Annotated in this window: 19 protein-coding genes and 1 pseudogene; 7 read left to right on the top strand and 13 right to left on the bottom strand. The window is 51.5% G+C overall.

The window, feature by feature from the left end:
• Window positions 1–187: 187 nt before the first annotated feature.
• Window positions 188–370: a 50S ribosomal protein L32 gene (gene rpmF / locus BEN74_RS14490; RefSeq protein WP_086374332.1), complete on the bottom strand. Its 183-nt coding sequence runs from the start codon at window positions 368–370 to the stop codon at window positions 188–190.
• Window positions 371–447: 77 nt separating this feature from the next.
• Window positions 448–1,005 (bottom strand): YceD family protein, encoded by a 558-nt coding sequence (locus BEN74_RS14485; protein ID WP_068908406.1) that lies wholly within the window; start codon window positions 1,003–1,005, stop codon window positions 448–450.
• Between the two features lie 97 nt (window positions 1,006–1,102).
• On the opposite strand from BEN74_RS14485, the gene BEN74_RS14480 reads away from it, so the two are divergent.
• Together BEN74_RS14480 and BEN74_RS14475 are read left to right on the top strand one after the other, a co-directional pair.
• Window positions 1,103–1,765 carry an elongation factor P hydroxylase gene (locus BEN74_RS14480; protein ID WP_068908409.1) on the top strand — a complete coding sequence of 221 codons (663 nt, stop codon included), beginning with the start codon at window positions 1,103–1,105 and terminating at the stop codon, window positions 1,763–1,765.
• Between the two features lie 99 nt (window positions 1,766–1,864).
• A complete protein-coding gene (locus BEN74_RS14475) occupies window positions 1,865–2,482 on the top strand; it encodes an L-threonylcarbamoyladenylate synthase (protein ID WP_068908411.1) in 618 nt (205 codons plus the stop codon).
• 114 nt (window positions 2,483–2,596) lie between these two features.
• Here BEN74_RS14475 and BEN74_RS14470 read toward each other — a convergent pair whose 3' ends face one another.
• Window positions 2,597–3,184, bottom strand: a complete 588-nt coding sequence (locus tag BEN74_RS14470) for a hypothetical protein (protein WP_068908413.1) — start codon at window positions 3,182–3,184, stop codon at window positions 2,597–2,599.
• A 662-nt stretch (window positions 3,185–3,846) separates the two neighbouring features.
• Here BEN74_RS14470 and BEN74_RS14465 point away from each other — a divergent pair.
• The 3 genes and pseudogenes from BEN74_RS14465 to rluB all read left to right on the top strand — a co-directional run.
• Complete coding sequence (locus BEN74_RS14465) at window positions 3,847–4,641, top strand: segregation and condensation protein A (RefSeq protein ID WP_068908415.1); 795 nt, start codon at window positions 3,847–3,849, stop codon at window positions 4,639–4,641.
• On the top strand, window positions 4,638–5,228 hold the full coding sequence (scpB, locus tag BEN74_RS14460; RefSeq protein ID WP_068908418.1) for an SMC-Scp complex subunit ScpB: 591 nt from the start codon (window positions 4,638–4,640) through the stop codon (window positions 5,226–5,228). Before BEN74_RS14465 ends, scpB begins: the two co-directional genes overlap by 4 nt.
• A gap of 41 nt (window positions 5,229–5,269) precedes the next feature.
• Window positions 5,270–6,142, top strand: a pseudogene (gene rluB / locus BEN74_RS14455) (23S rRNA pseudouridine(2605) synthase RluB); the annotation flags it as partial.
• 413 nt (window positions 6,143–6,555) lie between these two features.
• Here the strand turns inward: rluB and bioD are convergent.
• The 6 genes from bioD to BEN74_RS14425 form a co-directional block, all read right to left on the bottom strand.
• Complete coding sequence (bioD, locus tag BEN74_RS14450) at window positions 6,556–7,209, bottom strand: dethiobiotin synthase (RefSeq protein ID WP_068908420.1); 654 nt, start codon at window positions 7,207–7,209, stop codon at window positions 6,556–6,558.
• Complete coding sequence (bioC, locus tag BEN74_RS14445; protein ID WP_068908557.1) at window positions 7,206–7,976, bottom strand: malonyl-ACP O-methyltransferase BioC; 771 nt, start codon at window positions 7,974–7,976, stop codon at window positions 7,206–7,208. Before bioC ends, bioD begins: the two co-directional genes overlap by 4 nt.
• Before the next feature lie 9 nt (window positions 7,977–7,985).
• Window positions 7,986–9,143, bottom strand: a complete 1,158-nt coding sequence (locus BEN74_RS14440) for an 8-amino-7-oxononanoate synthase (RefSeq protein WP_068908422.1) — start codon at window positions 9,141–9,143, stop codon at window positions 7,986–7,988.
• On the bottom strand, window positions 9,140–10,435 hold the full coding sequence (gene bioA, locus BEN74_RS14435) for an adenosylmethionine--8-amino-7-oxononanoate transaminase (protein WP_086374334.1): 1,296 nt from the start codon (window positions 10,433–10,435) through the stop codon (window positions 9,140–9,142). Before bioA ends, BEN74_RS14440 begins: the two co-directional genes overlap by 4 nt.
• An 85-nt stretch (window positions 10,436–10,520) precedes the next feature.
• Window positions 10,521–11,252, bottom strand: a complete 732-nt coding sequence (locus BEN74_RS14430) for a YqiA/YcfP family alpha/beta fold hydrolase (protein WP_068908426.1) — start codon at window positions 11,250–11,252, stop codon at window positions 10,521–10,523.
• Window positions 11,253–11,336: 84 nt separating this feature from the next.
• The gene (locus tag BEN74_RS14425; RefSeq protein WP_068908428.1) at window positions 11,337–11,657 is read right to left on the bottom strand and encodes a DUF6176 family protein; all 321 of its coding nucleotides are present in this window, start codon (window positions 11,655–11,657) and stop codon (window positions 11,337–11,339) included.
• Between the two features lie 148 nt (window positions 11,658–11,805).
• Here BEN74_RS14425 and BEN74_RS14420 point away from each other — a divergent pair, with 148 nt between their 5' ends.
• Window positions 11,806–12,378 carry a peroxiredoxin gene (locus BEN74_RS14420; RefSeq protein ID WP_068908430.1) on the top strand — a complete coding sequence of 191 codons (573 nt, stop codon included), beginning with the start codon at window positions 11,806–11,808 and terminating at the stop codon, window positions 12,376–12,378.
• 137 nt (window positions 12,379–12,515) lie between these two features.
• Here the strand turns inward: BEN74_RS14420 and ftn are convergent, their stop codons facing one another.
• Window positions 12,516–12,980 (bottom strand): heteropolymeric bacterioferritin subunit Ftn, encoded by a 465-nt coding sequence (gene ftn / locus BEN74_RS14415; protein WP_068908432.1) that lies wholly within the window; start codon window positions 12,978–12,980, stop codon window positions 12,516–12,518.
• A 403-nt stretch (window positions 12,981–13,383) separates the two neighbouring features.
• Between ftn and BEN74_RS14405 the strand changes: the two genes are divergently transcribed.
• Window positions 13,384–14,451 (top strand): SDR family oxidoreductase, encoded by a 1,068-nt coding sequence (locus tag BEN74_RS14405; RefSeq protein ID WP_068908435.1) that lies wholly within the window; start codon window positions 13,384–13,386, stop codon window positions 14,449–14,451.
• Between the two features lie 59 nt (window positions 14,452–14,510).
• On the opposite strand, the gene BEN74_RS14400 is transcribed toward BEN74_RS14405, so the two are convergent.
• The 3 genes from BEN74_RS14400 to BEN74_RS14390 form a co-directional block, all read right to left on the bottom strand.
• Window positions 14,511–16,706 carry a TonB-dependent receptor gene (locus tag BEN74_RS14400; protein WP_068908437.1) on the bottom strand — a complete coding sequence of 732 codons (2,196 nt, stop codon included), beginning with the start codon at window positions 16,704–16,706 and terminating at the stop codon, window positions 14,511–14,513.
• A 297-nt stretch (window positions 16,707–17,003) separates the two neighbouring features.
• Window positions 17,004–19,028 (bottom strand): NAD-dependent DNA ligase LigA, encoded by a 2,025-nt coding sequence (ligA, locus tag BEN74_RS14395; protein WP_068908439.1) that lies wholly within the window; start codon window positions 19,026–19,028, stop codon window positions 17,004–17,006.
• 92 nt (window positions 19,029–19,120) lie between these two features.
• Window positions 19,121–20,068, bottom strand: coding sequence for a cell division protein ZipA C-terminal FtsZ-binding domain-containing protein (locus tag BEN74_RS14390; RefSeq protein WP_068908441.1), 948 nt, complete (start codon window positions 20,066–20,068; stop codon window positions 19,121–19,123).

The following is a 20,068-nucleotide window of genomic DNA, read 5'->3' as shown; positions in this document are numbered from 1 at the left end:
AGATATGCTGAAGCGTGATAGACGCCCAATACTCCAGCAAGCTCTCATATAAGCCCGTATATGGTGCGGAAATTTAGCATTTAATTTTGCTTTTAGTAATTGCCAAATACAACAAAAAACGCGGACAAAAAAAGGGAGCTTACGCTCCCATTTTTTCTACTAAGCTTGACGCTTAATACATCATCAATTATTCAGCAGCTGCTTTAGCGAATAATTGACGGCCACGGTAGACACCATCTTTAGTTACATGGTGGCGACGGTGAGTTTCACCAGTAGTTTGGTCTACTGATAATGCATTCTCGGTTAAAGCGTCATGTGAACGGCGCATGTCACGGCGAGAGCGACTTTTACGGTTTTGCTGAACGGCCATGATGGCTCCTTACAAAGATCGAAAAAATGGATCAGAACAAATTCGATTGTCTTATACTTCGCAGTATAACACAAAAATTAGTTAAGTTTACCCTTCAAGCCTGCCAAAACATCAAACGGGTTGTCCCGCTTTTCTGCAGCAGCTTCCTGAACGGCAGGCTGATGCTTATGTTCGCAAGCATCATGCTTAGGCGACAAAGGCAGCAGCAATAACAGTTCATCTTCTATCAGCGCAAGCAAATCAGCAGTCGCAGGCGCATCATAGTCGCCTTTGGTTGTTGCTTCGCTTTCGCCTAAGACGATGAAATCAGCATCCTCATCCAAGCGCTCTATCAGTGACTCATCATCCACTAGAGCTAGATGAAAATCTGAAGCGAGTTCAATTTCTACCGCGTTTAAGCAACGCTGGCATTCCATTGGGACACTTGCTTCAACGTGACCATCCAGCCATGCAATACGATGATACGCATCCATTGATAGCTTACAGTCTATGTTAACCAATTGATCATCAATTGATCCAACAGCTTCACGGGCAATACGAGCAAAGCGCGATAATGGCAGTTGACCTGACCATGTAAAGCCCTGCTCAGCCCATTTAAACGGCTCTATCTGTGCCGGAAAGGTATTTGCTGACATAATTAAGGCGGCAATTCTACAAATTCATCAGTACTCTGTCAAAGATTAAGATACAATTTTGCACTTATTTAGACAGACCATTTGGGGTAACACAGTCATGCATCTGTTGCAGCCGCAAACAGAAGTGAGTGTTTCATCACTTGTGAGCACACTTCCAGCCGCCGATTCTGACATTTCAGCCAAGCCAGTGCAACTCTCGCAATGGGCTAAATTATCGGCAGAACCGGAACAGGCCGACTGGCTCATCTTACACTTTAATCACTGGTTTTCCCACCTAAATGTCACTTTAGTCAAAGGCGGTTCTGAACCGGAATATTTTCCGGCAGATGAAAACGGCCCTGCCCGCATTCAATTTGCGCACGGCTTCTTCAACAGCGCGCTGCATGAAATCAGCCACTGGACCATTGCCGGCGAAAAGCGCCGCCGCCTGCCCGACCTGGGCTACTGGTATGCGCCGGATGGCCGCACGGCGGAACAGCAGGCGCTGTTTGAACAGGTGGAAATTAAGCCGCAGGCGGTGGAATGGCTGTTTGCCCAGGCCTTTGGCCGCAAATTCCGCGTGTCTTTGGACAACCTGACTGGCGAAGGCGGTGACGGCGCCGCCTTTAAGGACAATGTCCATGCGCAGCTGCAGCGCTATTTTTCAAGCGAAGCCAAACTGCCGCGCGACGCAAAACATTTTATTGACTGCATCTGCGCCTGCACCCGGAATGGCAAAACATTACAGGCCGATGAATTTCAGCGCGAAATGCTTGATTAAATTGCACAATATTCTGCGCGCAATGCATTGCGCGCCGCCGCCCTGCGCATCCATAATAAGCTTAGCCTATTATAAAAGCCAAAAACTGGAGGACACGCTATGCTGCATTTACGCGTACACCCCGAAAACCCTCAGCCTCGCCTGATCAGCCAAGCAGTTGAACGCATCCGCGCCGGCGATGTGGTGGTTTACCCAACCGACGCTGCCTACGCCATCGGCTGCCAGATTGGCAATAAAAGCGCCATGGAGCGCATTGCGCAAATCCGCGGCCTGGATTCCAAGCATCAATATGCCATTATCTGCGCCGACCTGTCGGACATCGCCACCTATGCCAAAGTGGACAATGCCATGTACCGCCTGCTGAAAAGCAATACCCCGGCTATTACCACCTTTATTTTGCCGGCCACCAGTGAGGTGCCGCGCCGCCTGATGCATCCGAAAAAGAAAACCATTGGCCTGCGCATTCCCAGCAACCCGATTTGCCAAATGCTGCTGCAAGAGCTGGGAGAGCCGCTGCTGACCAGCACCCTGATTCTGCCTCAGCAGCAGGACCCGCTGGATGATCCTTTTGAGATTGAGCTGCAGCTCGGCAAGCGCATTGATGTGCTGATTGACGGCGGGCTGGGCACGCTCGCCACCACCAGCATTGTTGACCTATCCAAAGACCACCCGGAAATTATCCGGCGCGGCGCAGGCGATGTCAGCGCGTTTGAATAGCATGCAAGCCTCAATGCTGCGGCTTAAATCCATCCTGTAAAACCCGCCTTGCTGAATTGCATATCAGCAAGGCTTTTTCTGAACAGCTCATCTCATCGCGCATTTATTGCGCCATTAATGCGCAGCAGCCTCATCACTGCCTGAATACGCCGCAGCAGGCGCAGCTTCAACGGCCGAAGGAATCACAGGCGCTTGAGCCGGCACTAGAGCAGCTTGCTGTGAGTCCTGACCATCTTCTTCTTTCAAATTTCTTAAAGCCAAAAAATTAGAACATGCGGAAAGCTTTTGCTGATGCGCCGCCAACTCTGCACCAAATTTATTTTTCAAAGAAACATAAAAAGTAATCTGATCTTCTTCCAGGACATTCAGCAAAGCAGTCCGCTCTTTGTATTCCATAGCGCGAAATGACTCAATGGAATCACAGCTCATGGTTTGCACCATGCGCCTTACCCCTTCAGGCAAGTCCTTCCCCGCATATGCTGTATTGCGCATATAAAAGCGGATATTGGGATATTGATCCAGCACAGAAAAATCAATTTTTGCAGCACTCATCAATGGGCGGTAGTTTGCCCCAAACTGCTCAAATCCTCCTGATTTAAGCGTTCTTCGCGCTTGGTCTTCTAATTTCATAATTTGATATTTGGGATAGCCCAAAAACACGCCGAAACAGATCATTCCGGCCAGCACTAAAATAAGCGGCATTTGATTTGCATTTCCTTATTATTGAATATTAATTTCAATCAGTTATGCAGCAACTTTAGTTTATTCCACAAACAGTAAACAATATTTTTTCAGCTTTTCTCAGTTGAATCCCCATCAGGGGTTTAATTTTTCTTGGTTCAAATTTCGAAAGCGCCGGCAATTTTTTCATCTCAACTCTTGTTTAAACTGAATCAGAAGCGGACATAGGCCAAGATAAACATTAAACCGGCGCCGATCTTCATAATACAATTTTCAAACCGGCTTAAAGCAATCTCATTTATTTTGCTGATGCAGCTGAATAAAATCCTGCAAGCGGACTTTCTGCCGCACATATTCATTCTCTTGCGTTTCTTGATAGCTTTTCATCATTCTGCCCAATGTTTTTTTCAGCATGCGTCTTGCATAAGTGCTCTTCTGACAAACTGCATATAAAACAGCTGCCTTGCCATTAAAAACTTAAAATCGGCCGCGCGCCTGCAGCTTTTTGCGGTTTTTTTGGCGTTTTAAACGCTCCATGATTTATTTCAGCGCGTTTTTCCATTAAACTAGCGCTCAGATTATCTTTTTTTGCTTTTTCTCATCATCCGCTCACGGCAGCGTTTCTAATTTGATTTGAAATAGCGCTTTCATGCCTTTGAAAATTCGCGTGGCCTATAATTGCAATGAATCAAACTGTCCATGAGCCGATGGAACCATCTGCACACATCCGCGTTTTGGGTGAATGGCAGGATGCGCTTCCTGAGGACCTTTACATTCCTCCCGCTGCATTTGAAATCCTTTTAGAGCATTTCGAAGGCCCGCTCGACTTTCTGATTTACCTGATTCAAAAAAACGGCTTTGACCTGCTGCAGCTGGATATTGCCCCAATCGCCGCGCAGTACCTGTCTTATATGCAGGCGATGAAATCGCTGAATATTGAATTGACCGCAGACTACATGGTGATGGCTGCCCTTTTAGCCGATTTGAAATCGCGCCTGCTGCTGCCGAAACCCAAGAATATCAGCGCAGCCGAAGCCGACCCAAAACAAGACCTGATTGAGCGCCTGGAAAACTATCTGCGCATTAAGCAGGCTGCCGAACGCCTCGGCCAGATGAGCGTCTTAGAGCGCGACACTTTTGCAGCCAATATCAGCTTAGGCCATGTGATTCAAAACAATGACGGCTACAGCGCAGATGCGCTGCGTGATGCAATGCTTTGCGTATTCAGCCGTCCTGAACCTGCCGTTCATCAGATTCTGCAAGAGCCGGTGCTGCTGGAAGAGCGCATCGCCTATATTGAAAGCCGGCTGGAAAGCGGCGCCGTGCTGGAATTTGAAGCCCTGCTGAAGCCCAGCCAAGGCCGCATGGGCATGGTGGTCACGTTCATGGCGATTTTAGAACTGACGCGCCAGCAGAAACTGACCATTGTTGCCACAGGCGTGGAAGCGCCGCTTGCGGTTCAGGGAGCGCGCGCATGAATAGCGGATTGATCCAGCCCGCCGCGCAGCAGGAAGATGTGCATGAAGTGCTGATGCAGCTGGAAGCGATTATATTCGCCAGTGAAGCGGCGGTATCGCTGGCCCGCCTGAAGGAAGCCTTTCAGGGCCGCTACAGCAAGCCGGAAATGCGCCAATTGCTGCAGCAGCTGTCCCTGCTGCAACATGGCAGATCCATTGAACTGGTGGAAACCGCCCAAGGCTTCAGATTTCAAGTTCGCGCAAAATATCGTAATATTATTGCTCAGACATGGCCTGAGCGGCCAACCCGCTTATCGCCATCTTTGCTCGAAACGCTTGCTGTGGTTGCCTACCACCAGCCAGTGACCCGGGCAGATATTGAGCAAATCCGCGGAGTAACCAATAACAGCCAGATACTGCGCACGCTGTTTGACTGGAACTGGATTAAAGAATCCGGCTTCAGGGAACTCCCGGGAAGACCTGCGTTGTTAGTTACAACGCCACAATTTTTAAATGCTTTTGGCCTTCATTCTTTAGGTCAATTGCCTCCCCTGCAGGATGCCAAGGAAGCTTTTATGGCCCTCGACGCAAACGCGCCGAAGTCATAAATAGGTGAACTGTTGATGATAATTTCTAAGGTTATGCTGTCATGAGTGAAAAATTGCAAAAGGTGCTTGCGCGTGTTGGTTTGGGTTCTCGCCGCTATATGGAAGAAGTCATTGCCGCCGGGCGCGTAAGCGTAAATGGGCAAGTTGCCCAAGTAGGTGAACGCATTGAGCCGGGCGATGAGCTTCGCATCGACGGCCGTAAAGTGCAGTTCCAGATTGAAGATGAAATCCGCCGCCGCGTGCTGATTTACTACAAGCCTGAAGGCAAAATCTGCTCGCGCAATGACCCTGAAAACCGCCCGACCGTATTCGAGCAGCTGCCGCAGATTCAGGGCGACCGCTGGGTGATGGTGGGCCGTCTGGACATCAACTCGACTGGCCTGCTGCTGTTCACTAACGATGGCGAACTGGCCAACCGCTTGATGCACCCATCAAATGAAATTGAGCGCGAATATGCGGTGCGCGTTATGGGCGAAGTGACGCCGCAGCTGAAAAACAACATGCTGAAAGGCGTGATGCTGGATGACGGCCCGGCAAAATTTGAATCCTTCACTGAAATTGGCGGCGACGGCATTAACCGCTGGTTCCAGGTTGTAGTGAAAGAAGGCCGCAACCGCGAAGTGCGCCGCATCTTTGAATCGCAGGGCCTGAAAGTCAGCCGCCTGCTGCGTACCCGCTACGGCACAGTCATCCTGCCGCGCGAGCTGCGCACAGGGCGCTGGATGGAGCTGGATAAAAACGATATCGACAACTTAACCAAATCGGTTGAGCTGAAGCCGCGCCAAGGCACCGGCTTATTCGGCATGGCGAAACGCCGCAATGAGCGCATGCAGGAAAAACCGATGGCAGCGCGCCGCGGCGGTTTCCTGCGCCAGCAGCGCCGCGACACTGAAGATGAAGGCAGCCAGCAGAAGCCGGCTTTCGGCCGCGAACGTGAGCGCCGTGAAAATCCAAACGGCTATGCGCAGCGCCAGCAAGACGGCAACCAAGGCGCTTACGGCCAGCGCGAACGCCGCCAGGACGGCAATCAGGGCACTTACGGCCAGCGTGAACGCCGCCAAGACGGCAATCAGGGCACTTACGGCCAGCGTGAACGCCGTGATGACAGCTTCGGCAACCGCGAGCGCCGCGACGAAAATGCGCCGCGCAAGCCTTACGGCACCAATAAAAGCTTCAAGAAGTTTTAATTGCGGAAAGCGCTAAAACCGCTTAGCCAAGAAAAAGCCAGCCAGTTCGCCAACTGACTGGCTTTTTCTTTTTTAGATCCTGAACGTGGTTTGATCCGCAGCAGCGCCGGCTGACTAAGCGCTGCTGCCGGCCAAGCTCTTTAAAGCGGCAATTCAACCACCGGAATATCCATCCACAGCGCATCAGGAAAATGCTTGGCCAAATAAGCCTTTAAGTATTCTGCGGTATCTTTTGAAATCAGCGGATCCTGCGACTCATCATTCAGATTATAAGCCAAAGCATGCAGCTGCATGCCGCGGCTGCGCAGCGCTTCCAGACTGAGAATGGTGTGGTTGATGCTGCCCAGCCGGCCGGAACTGACCAGTATCACTGGAAAGTTTTTTTCCGCCGCGTAATCAATGCTCAGCAGGCTGTCCGTCAGCGGCACCATCAGGCCGCCGGCGCCTTCCAGCAGCACCGCGTCATAGCGTTCAGCCAGCTGCTGCGTGGCTTGGGCAATTTTGGCGAAATCTACGTCACGGCCGTCTATTTTCGCGGCCAAATGCGGCGATGCCGGATAGCTGAAAATTTCAGGCATGGTCAGCCGGCTGTCATCTTCAGGAAACCAGCCCATCTGCATGATCTGGCGGTGCTGTTCAATATCTTCTGAAATTCCGCTGTTGCCGGTTTGAATCAGCTTCTGGGTAATGGTGCGGATGCCCTGCTGATTCCACAGCTTGGCCAAATAGCCCGTGGCATAGGTCTTGCCAATGCCGGTATCAATGCCGCTGATAAAATAAACCGGTGCCGTCATGAAGTTCTCCGCGCAATGCAGTAAATGGGGTGATAGCTCAAATGATATTCAGGCTGGCCTGCATCATTGCGCTGGGAATATTGCGCATAGCCTTGATAAAACTGCGCCAAGGACTGCTTCGTCCAGCGCTGCCCGGCGGATACCGCCGTTACCCCAGTCGCTTTCAGATGCTGCAGCACTTCGCGCGGATGATTAAAATGCAGCGCATCCAGGCTTTCGGACAGATACAGAACTTCAAAGCCCTGCTGCTGCAGCAGATGCTGAATTTCAGCGGGCGTTAAGTATTCCAGGCCTTGCCCGGTTAAAGCTTTAATTTCCTGCAGATTCTGCCGGCCGAAAGTTGAAAAGCAGAAATAGCCGCACGGCTGCAGCGCCTGATGCGCCTGCCGGAAAACCGACTTCAGGTCGGCCATCCACTGCAGCGCCGAGCTGGAAACCGCCAAGTCCAGCGCCTGCGGAAAAGCCAGCTGCTCAATATCGCCAATCAGCCATTCAAGATTTTCCGCCGCCTTGAAATGCTGCTGAATTTCAGGATACAGGTCATTTAAAATCAAGCGCTCAATGCGCAGGCGCTGCAGCAGCTGATGGCTGAGATTGCCGGAACCGCAGCCGATTTCCAGCACCCGCTTGAAGTTCCGCTCAGGCAGGATCTGCAGCATGAGATTCATCAAATGCCGGCAAATGCGCTTCTGCACCACGGCATGCAGGTCATAGCTTTGGTGCGCCTTGGCGAAACGCTGCGCCACCTGAGCTTTATCAATAGGCATCATCAAAACTCAAAGCAAAGCGGCCAGCTGGTCCAGCTCAGCCTGCTCAATGGAAGCGATTAAAGAAATGCGCAGGCGCGAGCTGCCCTGCGGCACGGTCGGCGGGCGCACCGGCATGATGTAAAAGCCGGCAGCCTGCAGCGCCTGGGCTTTTTCGACGGTTTTCTGCGATTCGCCGATGATCACCGGCACAATATGCGAGCTGGATGGGCAGTCAAAGCCTTTAGCTGCCACCACCTGGCGCAGCGACTGGCTGATGCGCTGCAGATGCTGGCGCTGCGGGTTCAGGGCCAGCACTTTTTGAAAAATAAAATCCGTCCACGCCATGCAGACCGGCGGCAGCGCCGTGCTGAAAATCAAGGGGCGCATGCTGTTGATCAGATACGCGCGGATCACCGGATGGCAGATCAGATAGCCGCCGATGGACGCCATGGCTTTGCCGAAGGCGCCGACAATCAGGTCAACCTCATCAATCACGCCGTACTGCTCCGCGCAGCCCAAGCCCTGCGCGCCGCGCACGCCGACCGCGTGCGCCTCATCCACATACAGCATCACTTTGGAAAACTGCTTTTTGATGCGGACCAGTTCAGCCAGATCGGTTTCATCGCCATCCATGCTGAAAATGGATTCCGTCACCACAATGATGCGCTCAAACGCTTCATCCTCATGGTATTTCTGCAGCAGCTGCGCCAGATGATGCAAATCATTATGGCGGTAGCGCACATATTTGGCTGCCGACAGGCGGATGCCGTCAATCATGCTGGCATGCACCAGCTTATCGGCCAAAATCAGGGTTTTGCTGTCGCTGAGCGCAGGCAGTATGCCGATATTCATGTGATAGCCGCTGTTGAACAGCAGTGCCGCGCGGCCATGAAAGGCCCGGCTTAAGCTGGCTTCCAGCTGTTCATATTCCGGAAAATTCCCCGTCAGCAGGCGCGATGAAGACGAGCTCATCCAGCGCTGCGCATTCGGAGTCTCATCAAAAAACTGCTCCCGCAGCTGAATATCCGAAGCCAGCCCTAAATAGTCGTTGGAGGCCAGATTCAGCATCTGCCGGCCGCCAATCTGAATGCGGCGGCCCTGCTGCCGGTTTGCGGTGAATTGGCGCAAATTTCCCTGCTGCTTCAAAGCATCCAGCTGCTGCGCATAATGATCGATCAAACTCATGCTGCATGCGCCTGCAGGCCCGCAACTACAGCAGCCAGCTGCTGCAGCAGCGTATTCAGCTCTGCATCCGAAATAACATACGGCGGCATCACATACACCAGCTTGCCAAAGGGGCGCACCCAAATGCCGCGCTCCACAAACTGCCGCTGCAGGGCCTGCATGTCTACATTGAATTTCAATTCAACCACGCCTATCGCGCCCAGTATCCGGACATCCTGCACATATTCCAGCGCCGCCAAGGGCTGCAGCCTATGGCGCAGCTGCTGTTCAATGCGCTGAATATTGGCTTGCCAGTCCTGCGCCAGCAGCAGCTGCGTGCTTTTCAGCGCCACCGCGCAGGCCAGAGGGTTGGCCATGAATGTCGGCCCGTGCATGAACACGCCGGCCTCGCTCCGGCTGATGGTTTCCGCTACATGGGCGCTGGTTAAGACCGCGGAAAGCGTCATATAGCCTCCGGTCAGGCCTTTGCCAATGCACATGATGTCCGGTTCAACCCCCGCATGCTCCCAGGCAAACAGCTTGCCGGTGCGGCCAAAGCCTGTGGCAATCTCATCAAAGATCAGCAGGATATTATATTTCTTGCACAGCAGCTTGGCTTGGCGCAAATATTCAGGATGGTAAAAGCGCATGCCACCGGCGCCCTGCACAACCGGCTCCAGAATCAGGCCGGCAATGCTGCCGTGATGCGCCGCCAGCGCCTGCTCCAGCGCAGCACTGTCCTGCTGATCCCATTCATCATAAAAGCCGGTTTGCGGCGCAGGGACAAAAATGCGGTTCGGCAGGCTTGAGCCGAAAATCTGATGCATGCCGGTCACCGGGTCGCAGACCGACATGGCATTCCAGGTATCGCCATGATAGCCCGAGCGCGGGGTAACAAAATTGGTTTTTGCGGTTTGGCCTTGCGCGGTCCAGTACTGCACCGCCATTTTCAAGGCAACTTCAACCGCCACAGAACCGGAGTCTGCATAGAAAATTTTGCTCAGGCTGGGCGGGGCAATTTCAAGCAGCAGTCGGCCAAGCTGAATTGCAGGATCATGCGTCAGGCCGCCGAACATGATGTGCGACATCTGCTGCAGCTGCTCCGCCGCGGCCTGATTCAGCTCAGGATGGTTATAGCCGTGAATCGCGCACCACCATGAAGACATGCCGTCAATCAGCTGCCGGCCATCTTCCAGCTCAATGGTTGCGCCATAAGCTTTCTTCACCTTAAACGCCGGCAGCGGCTGGGTCATGGAAGTATAGGGATGCCAAAGGTGCTGCTGATCAAACTGCAGATCGGTTAATTCGGTCATCCATCGCTCCATGCCCAAGGCTTAAAATCCATTTTGCATGATCTTAAACCTGCATCGCCTAAAAATAAATTGCGAGATAAGCCAGTTATGCGCTTCTTTGTTCTATTTTCTTTAAATATTGGCAGATTTTGCAACTTATCAATTCAGAATCAAACAGGGGAAAGCCGTGCGACCCTCTGAGCAGTTCCGTTTCCAGCAACTTGGCGCCGAAATCCTGAAGTTTGGCTTCGACTTTGCTGCTAACTAAGAAGTCCTGCTGGGCAAAAATATGATACTGCCTTCCGGAATAATTTTTTAAGATATCCGCTGTATTGAGCTGCTCAAGGCAGTTCAGCCCCTGCTTTAGCAGTTCTAAATTCTGCGCCTGAATCAAACTTTGCAGCGTCAGGAAATCCTGTTTTGTGCTTGGCGTGCCCTGGCAGACCATATAGCCGAATTTCTTCAGCGTCGAAACCGCATCCTGCTCGAAGGACTGTTTAAAGCTTTGGAATGCCGGCTGATCCATAGCATCCTGCCATTCAGCATTGGCTGCAAAGCAAGGATTGGATGCCAGTGTAATCAAAACCTTGTGTTCAGAATACTGCTTCGCAATTTGATCCGCCAGCAATGCCGCCAGCTGGCCGCCCAAAGACCAGCCGGCAATCACATCAAAGTCTTTGGCTGTTTTGACCTGCTGCTGCAGGACTTTTTCATCCAGCGCATTAAAGATATTGATCAATTCAACATGATGGCCCTGCTGCTGCAAAGCCTGCTGCAGCGGCGCCAGCAGTTTTGCGCCGCCGCCCCAGCCTGTAATGAGTAAAATACGCTGTTTCACAAGAAACTCTGAAAATAAAGCCTGCGCCTAGTATAGGCAAACCCGGCTGAAATTTGCTATTGCGAAAAGCTGCAATGGCAAAGATCAGCAATTCTCCAAGTCCAGCAGCAATGTTGCAGGCATTACTTTCAGCCAATTCTGCTTAAACTGCTTATGCACCTGATCAATCGGGAATTGGCTGGTTCGGCCAATCTGCTGCGCCCGCGCAATATCCTCCGCCCGCATATAAGCGATTAAATAATCCTGCCCTTCCAGCTGCAGATGAAACCATGATTCCACATGCACGCCTTCCGCCTGCAGCGTTTCAACCGCCTCCGCCTTGCGCGCATTCAGCTCATCTTTCCATGCCTCAACATTGCTTAAAGCATCCGGCTTTAACTGAATCAAAACTGCACCGACATCCATAGCATCCCCCCTTAGATTTAATTTTCATTTTCAGCATCAAAATTTATAACATAAACCGATCATATTTAAATAAAAATTCACGCCGCGCCGGAGCGCAATCTTGCTAAACTCAGCAGCTGCAGGCTACGCAAACAATGCAATGGATCTTATGAAAATGAAAAAAATCTTCCGCCTCGGCTTCTTGGCCATCAGCGCCGGCTTGATCTTCAGCCCCGTCCTTCATGCTGAAAACACCCTGTTTGCCAAAATTGATTCAGATCAAAAGCGCTGGGTAGGCAAAACTGCCCCGGCGTTTAAACTGCAGGATCAGAATGGCAAATGGCATGAACTGAGGCAGTACAAGGGAAAATGGATAGTTCTGTATTTTTATCCGAAAGACAATTCTCCCGGCTGCACGCAGGAAGCCAACCAGTTCAAAACGCTGTATCCGCAGTTTCTGAAAAACAATGCTGCGGTGCTGGGCGTAAGCCTGGATGATGTGCCTTCCCATCAGAAGTTCTCTGAAAAGCTCGGATTGCCCTTTGCCATACTGGCGGACAATAACCATCAATTGGCCGATCAATTCGGGATTGTCCGCAACTTCGGCATTGCTAAAATCGCCAAGCGGGAAACCTTTTTAATTGATCCGCAAGGCACCATTATCTACCACTACAGCAGCGTGAACAGCCAAACCCATGCCGGGCAGGTTCTGGCCGATATTCAGAAATTTTCCAGAAAATAATGCGCCTGATGCCTGAACTAAAACATCAGGCAATAAAAAAGCCCAGCATGCTGCTGAGCTTTTTCAGGGATGCTGCCCGCGCCCTTCCGTAAGGGAGAAATCAGGCATGCATTCCGCAGGCGCGTTTAGCGGCCAGCTTACATCTGAGATTGAATATAGTTCTGCAGGCCAATCAGCTCGATCAGGCGCAGCTGCTTTTCCAGCCAGTAAGTATGGTCTTCTTCAGTATCATTCATCTGCTGGCGCAGCATATCGCGGGTCACGTAATCGCCTTTTTCTTCGCACAGCTTCACGCCCTGCGCCAGTTTTTCGCGCACATGATATTCCAGCGCCAAATCCGCTTTCAGGCAAGAAACCACATCTTCACCGGTGACAATATCTTCGCGGTTCATGTTCGGCGTGCCTTCAAGGAACAGAACACGGCGGATCAGGGCATCTGCATGCGAAGCTTCTTCCTGCATTTCATGGTCAATGCGCTCAAAAATCTTGCTTAAGCCCCAGTCTTCATACATGCGGGAATGAATCAGGTATTGATCACGGGCAGCCAGTTCGCCACCGATCAACATATTTAAGTAGTCTACGACTTCTGGATTGCCGCGCATTTTCTTTACTCCATACCCTTTTCCAGCATTATGGACAAATCCGGCCGCCTTTGCAAAGCTTAAATTATGTAAGCTTATGATTTTTATAAAATTTAAATGATAAACATACGCATTTGCAGTCTAATTTCAAGCAATTTCTACATAAAAAATAAGCCCTTGCATAACTTTGCGCAGCCTGCAAAGGCCAATTGGCCGGAAAACCGCAAATTCAGGTTTTTTGTAACGATTAACAATGCGTCTTATTCAGCGGCGGCGCTGGCCGCCAGCGCAGTACAGGCTGGCGGAAAACCCGCTGAGCTGCGGCATTGCCCTATTGCTGCCCGCGCGCCGCAATTCAGTCAAAGACAAGCGCCGGTTTTGCCTTTATGATGAGATAAATTAAATAACTACAACGGTTTAAAACATGACGGACTTATCAGGCCAAGCGCCGATTTTAGTAACGGGCGCGACAGGCTATATTGCCGGCTGGGTGATTCAGAAACTACTGCAGCAGGGCTTTACTGTGCACGCGACAGTGCGCGATTTGAATAAAAAAAGCAGCTTTGCCCATTTAGAGAAAATTGCTGCCGAGAGTTCCGGCACGCTCAAGCTTTTTCAGGCCAACCTGCTCAGCCCGGATTCTTTTGATGACGCCATGCAGGGCTGCGGCACGGTAATTCACATGGCCTCGCCTTTTGTGGTGACCAACTTCAAGGATGCGGTAAAGGACATTATTGAGCCTGCGGTATTAGGCACCGAAAATGTGCTGAACAGCGTCAATAAAACCGCATCCGTCAAGCGCGTTGTTGTGACCTCCAGCATTGCGTCCGCCTATGGCGATGCAGTCGATATTGAAAATACCGCCCATAATCAGTTTGATGAATCGCACTGGAACACCACCAGTTCGGAAACCCACCAGCCCTATCCGTATTCTAAAGTCATGGCGGAACGCAAGGCATGGGAAATGGCCAATGCACAGCAGCGCTGGGATCTGGTCTGCATCAACCCGGCATTGGTGATGGGGCCATCCCTGACGCCGAATACCCAGTCCGGCAGCGTTGAAGTGCTGCAGCAGTTTGCCAACGGCATGACCCTTGCCGGCGTGCCGCCCATGTGGAACGGCATTGTGGATGTCCGCGACGCAGCCGATGCGCATATTCAGGCCGCTTTAAACCCTGCAGCCAGTGAGCGCTATATTGTCAGCGGGGGCACGCTCAGCCTGCTGGAAATGGGCAAAATTCTGCGCCGGCATTTCGGCAATAAATTTCCTTTTCCGCGCAATCATGTGCCTAAAGCCGCATTTAAGATTTTAGGGCCGGTTTTTGGCTATTCGCGCCAGTATATTGAACGCAATATGGGCTATCCGATTTATTTCAATGCAGAAAAAAGCCGCAAAGAATTAGGCATTGAATACCGCGATATCCGCGCCAGCATTACCGAGCATTTTCAGCAGCTGCTGGATGACGGCGTGGTGAAAAAATACATTCCTTGATTTAAGGGAAAAGCCGCTTTCGGGTGGCTTTTCCTTTTTTAATGCTTGAGTATTTCCGCTTAGAAATCGAAAGTTACCCCCACTTTATAAGTCCGCGGCCCGCCAACTAAGGCATAGCCGGAATTAAACGCGCCTTCCCAATATTGCTTATCTGTTACGTTATCAATATTCGCCAAGAAAGTTGTATTCACACCGCCAAGTTTCGTGGCATAGCGCGCGCCCAGATCTAAAATAGTATAGTCAGGAAGTTCTAGAGTATTGGCGTCATTTAAATACTGTTCGCTGACATAGTTTGCGCGCGCATTGACATTCAAGCCCTGCACATACGGCACAGCATAATCAAGGCCCAGTGTCGCTGTAAAATCAGGTACGCCATATACGGTATTACCCTGCACTGCGGCGCCTTGTTTTGGCGCGGCTTTAATATATTCGGCATCAATATAAGCCATGCTGCCCAGCAAATTCAGACCTGAATAAATTTCACCAGAGAATGCCCATTCCACACCGCGTGAACGTGTTTCTGCGCCATCTGTGGTAATTTGGGTAATCTTACTTAAAGGATCGCCGTTCGAATAGCTTGAAACCATAGTACCCGGCTTATCAATTTGATAAACCGCCAGCGTATTCAGCCATGTGCCTTTTTGATATTTCGCGCCCATTTCATATTGCTTGGTTTGAAATGGCGCAAAAGTGACATTGTTATTCGCATCAGCGTTATTATTGACTGTCGCGCCTTCAGACAGGCCTTCTACATAATTGGCATAAAGAGAGAGGTTTTCGCCGAAAGGCTTAACCACCACGCCTAAGCTTGGAGAGATTTTATCTTCCTGATACTCCGTTTTCTTCTGCAGGTTCTTAGTATCAACATCCTGATAACGTACGCCAACAATCAATTGCAGCTTATCATCCAGCATAGAAAGCTGGTCGGTCAGCGTGTAACTCACATATTGATTGTCCAGCAGCGGCGATAAAACCGGCTTTTCCGCCGGCATACTGCCTGCATTTGCTATTGGATTATATAGATTCGTATTGAAATCAACTGGCTTTGCGCCTTGATTGCTATGCTGGCTGGTTTTGCGCGTCAAGTAGTCTGCACGCAGACCCACCTTGTGTTTGACTGCGCCCGTCTCAAATTTGCCTTCTACGCCTAAATTTGCAGCGGTATTCTTTTCATCCATTCCCACACGGTAATATTGAGAGCTGGCATCGCCCGTATTCGCATTATTGACAATTAAACGTGTTCCAAAAATATGGCCGCGGTATTTTTTCTCCACATAGCCAACGCCAGCGCTTGCTTTTATATCAGGCGTGAAGCTGTATTCACCTGATAATCCGGTAAATTGGCTGCGGGTATGCCCTTCAAGACTAGAAAAATAGTTGGTATCGCCTTTTGGAGCTTTCATCAGCTCAAATGGTGCAGTGCATTTTTTCGGATCTTTTACGCCAGCACAGGATAGAAAGCCAACCATTGCCGGCGAACCGCCTTCACGGTCATCCCGCACCGCATAAGCGTCAAAATTCAGCTTCAATTTATCTGTCGTATAATCTGCTGCAATAGCGCCTGATGCATGGGTATCATCCATACCCTTCAGGATATGCTCGCCTTGACCATAAGCGCCGTTTACACGCACGCCAAACTCTTTATTAGCACCGAAACGGCGTGACACATCAAAACCAGACTGGTAATAGCCGCCATTTTCCAAAGATGCTGAAACTTGCGTTTTATCTTTATCTGCGCGTTTAGTATTGGCTATGACAACACCGCCTACGCCGCCCGTAGGAGACATGCCTGCAACCAGCGCATTCGGGCCTTTCAGCACGGTGACGGAATCCAGAAACTCTGTCGGGACACGGCCATAAGGCGCCATGCCATACATGCCGTTTAAGGCAATGTCATCATGGATAACATCAAAACCGCGCAAGGAAAAATTCTCGTTCAAATGCCCTTGACCGGTGGTAATGCGGATACTTGAATCATTTTTTAAGACCTCGCCTACCGTAGAGGCCTGCTGATTTTCAATCAGCTTGCTGCTGTATTCGGCAACGCTAAAGGGCGTATCGATAATTTTCTTGCTGCCTAAAGCTCCCAAGTCCGCATTATCCTTCAGCGCCCCATTTGCATATGACTGCTGTTCTGCAGCTGCTTCCACGGTAATTGTCGGCAAAGTCGTATCAGCCCATAAAACCTGTGATGCCCCGCCAATTAAAACTAGAGAAATCGATTTCATCAATATGGACTTTGGAAATTGTTTCATAACAAAAAAATTCTAAATATTAAATGAGAATAATTATTATACTCATCAATACCTTCAAAAACTATCAAGAATTAATCTCATTTACATAAGCTTAATTTGAACGTTAAAGTTTTTCCTGCTTGAAGCCGGGCGCATGCATGAGCTATTCGGAGTATTATTTTTCTAAATGGCGTGAAATCCGTTCAGGCCGGATAGCTGAACATCTGCATAGCTGTGCCTGTGAGTTATTGCAGGCAAATAAAAAGCATGAAGGCTTTTAAGGCCCTCCATGCTTATTTATATGTATCCACTTAGCGCTTAGTACTGCTGTGCGAATTCCAGAAACTCAGCTTCGGTCATCACCCGGACTCCCAGCTTTTCCGCTTTTTCCAGCTTGGAGCCGGCTTTTTCACCGGCCACCACGCATTTGGTTTTGCTTGACACGCTGCCGCTGACCCGCGCGCCTAAAGCCTGCAGCATCTGCGTCGCTTCATCGCGGCCCATCGTGCTGAGCGTGCCGGTAATCACCCAGCTTTCGCCGTTCAGCGGCTGGCGGGTCGGCGCAACCGGCACATCCCAGTGAATGCCGGCCGCCAGCAGGCGGTCAACCACTTCCAGATTATGCGGCGCCTGAAAGAAGTCAATAATCCATTCCGCGGTAATGTCTCCGACATCAGGAGTTTTCTTCAAGGCTTCAAGATCTGCTGCCCGCAGCGCCTCAAAAGTCTGGAAGGTATTGGCCAGCATGCGCGCGGTGGTTTCTCCGACGCCGCGGATGCCTAAGGCGTAAATGAAGGCCGCCAGCGTGGTTTTCTTGCTGTTTTCAATCGCATCCAGCAAATTCTGCACCGACTTTTCGCCCATTTTTTCAATGCTCAGCATCTGCTCGCGGTGCTCATGCAGGCTGTAAATATCGGCAACGTCCTGCAGCAGGTCTAAATGCAGCAGCGATTCCACCCAGCGGTCGCCTAAGCCTTCAATATCCATCGCCTTGCGCGAGACATAGTGGCGGATCGCCTCAATGCGCTGCGCCGCGCAGTACAGCCCGCCGGAACAGCGCGCCAGGGCCTCGCCTTCCGGCATCACCACCGGCGAAGAGCATACCGGGCAGTTTTCAGGCAAATGCACCTCAGCAGCATCGTCAGGGCGGAATTCCGGCCAAACCTTTTCAACTTTAGGAATCACATCGCCGCTGCGGTAAACGCTGACGGTATCGCCGATGCGCACATCCAAACGGTGAATCTCGCCGATATTGTGCAGCGTGACATTGGACACCGTCACGCCGCCCACCGCCACAGGGTTCAAGCGCGCCACAGGCGTTAAGGTGCCGGTGCGGCCAACCTGCCAGTCAATATTGTCCACGGTGGTCAGCGCCGCCACTGCAGGGAATTTATAGGCTGTGGCCCAGCGCGGTTCCCGGCTCAGGAACCCCAGCTGCTGCTGCTGCTTCAGGTCATTGACCTTGATTACCATGCCGTCGATTTCCACGCTTAAATCCGGGCGTTCTGCATTAATCCGCTCATAGGCCGCCTGCACTTCCTGAATGCTGCTGCAGATGAAATGCCGCTCCCCCACCGCAAAGCCGAACTGAGTCAGCCACTCCAGGCTGGCAGACATGCTGGCCTGCCCATGATGCGGCTCGCACTGCGCAATGCCGTAAGCGTAGAATGCCAGCGGGCGCGCTGCGGCAATGCCCGGATCGAGCTGGCGCAGGCTGCCGGCGGCGGCATTGCGCGGATTGGCGAAGGTTTTTTCGCCTTTGGCTTCATTTTCCACATTCAGTTTTTCAAAGCCGGCTTTCGGCATCAGCACTTCGCCGCGCACTTCCAGCAGTTCAGGCGCATCGATGGCTGCGCTGCTGAGCACTTTCGGCAGATTGCGGATGGTTTTGACATTGTGGGTAATGTCCTCGCCGGTTTCGCCGTCGCCGCGGGTCACACCGCGCACCAGCACGCCATGCTCATACCACAGCGAAATCGCCAGGCCGTCAAATTTCAGCTCGACATCATATTCAATCTTCTGATTCGGCAGGCGCTCCTCAACGCGGCGCGCAAAGGCGAACAGCTCTTCCTGATTGAATACATTGCCCAAAGACAGCATCGGCACGGCGTGGGTAACGCTTTCAAATTTTGACAGCGCCTTGCCGCCGACTGTCCGGGTCGGCGTATCCGGCTGCACTAGATCCGGGTGCTGCTCTTCCAATGCTTTCAGCTGGTGAAAGAGCTGATCATATTCACTGTCGGAAATCGTCGGCTGATCCATCACATAGTAAGCATGATTATGCTTGGCCAGAATCTGAATCAGTTGGCGCATTTGCGCAACAACAGTGTTTTGCTGTGTCATATCTTCACCATAAAAAAGGGCGGTAAACCGGCCGCCCTTAAAAAATTCTCAATCCGCCACTATTATAAAAATCAGCAGCTTCAGTTTCAATGCTAAGCTTCCGCCGCCTGGCCTGCGCGGTAGTCAATCGCCTGATGGCGCCAGTGCTCGCGCAGCTGCGGGGTAAATTCCTGATTGTTCTGGTCGTAGACCGTGCCTTCAATTTCACGCGCAATTAAGCGCGAAATGCTGTCCATGGTGTCAAAGGCAATCTGCACATCGCTGTGCGGCAAGGCCAAAAAGAACGCCAGGCCCTTCACCTGTTCAGTGGATAAAGTTTCCAGGTCAAAGCCGGCCGCTGCGCCGTCATTGCTGATCTGCAGCACCGAGAACAGCAGCTTGCTGCCGTCTTCGCTGTAGCGGTGGAAGCAGGCCATTTCGCCAAAGCGCAGGCCGTATTTCATCAGCACTTTCAGGGCTTTTTCGCCGGAAAGCGCACGGCTGTCCGGGTAGACATTCAATGCAATATAGGTTTCCGCCGTAGCCAATGCGCTTTCATCATCCACCAGCTTCTGCTCATACAGATGCGCATCTAAAATATTGCTTTCATCTTCAAATTCGCTGATTTCAGCTTTTTCAATCTGATTCAGGCTGAGTTCCTGAGCGGCTTTTTCCGCAGCCGCGCCGGCCGGCTTTTCTGCGGCTGAGGCTGCAGCGACTGGGGCTTCGGCCTGCGCCGCCGGCTGTTCCGCGGTTTTTGGCGCTTCAGGCGCATCTTCTGCTGCGGCAACTGCTTCAACTTGATCAGCAGGCGCTGCGGCTTCCGCCGCTGAGTCCGCCGGCTGCGCTAAAGCAGGCTCAGTCCGCTGATCCGGCTGTTCCGGCGCATTCAGCTGGCTGCGCACATGGCGCGGAATAACCGGCTGCTGGCTGTCCGGGTCGATATGCAGGTCGGTATCCAGCGAAGGCGCCGCATCTGCCGGCTTTTTCAGCAGCAGCTTCAAGCCCGCCAAGATCAAAATGACCGCAGCAGCAATCCCGACGATTGTAGTGATTTCCAT

It is taken from the genome of Acinetobacter sp. WCHAc010034, from assembly GCF_001696615.3.
Classification (GTDB): domain Bacteria; phylum Pseudomonadota; class Gammaproteobacteria; order Pseudomonadales; family Moraxellaceae; genus Acinetobacter.
Note: the sequence above shows the minus strand (reverse complement) of the source record. Positions and strands in the feature narration are given on the sequence as shown.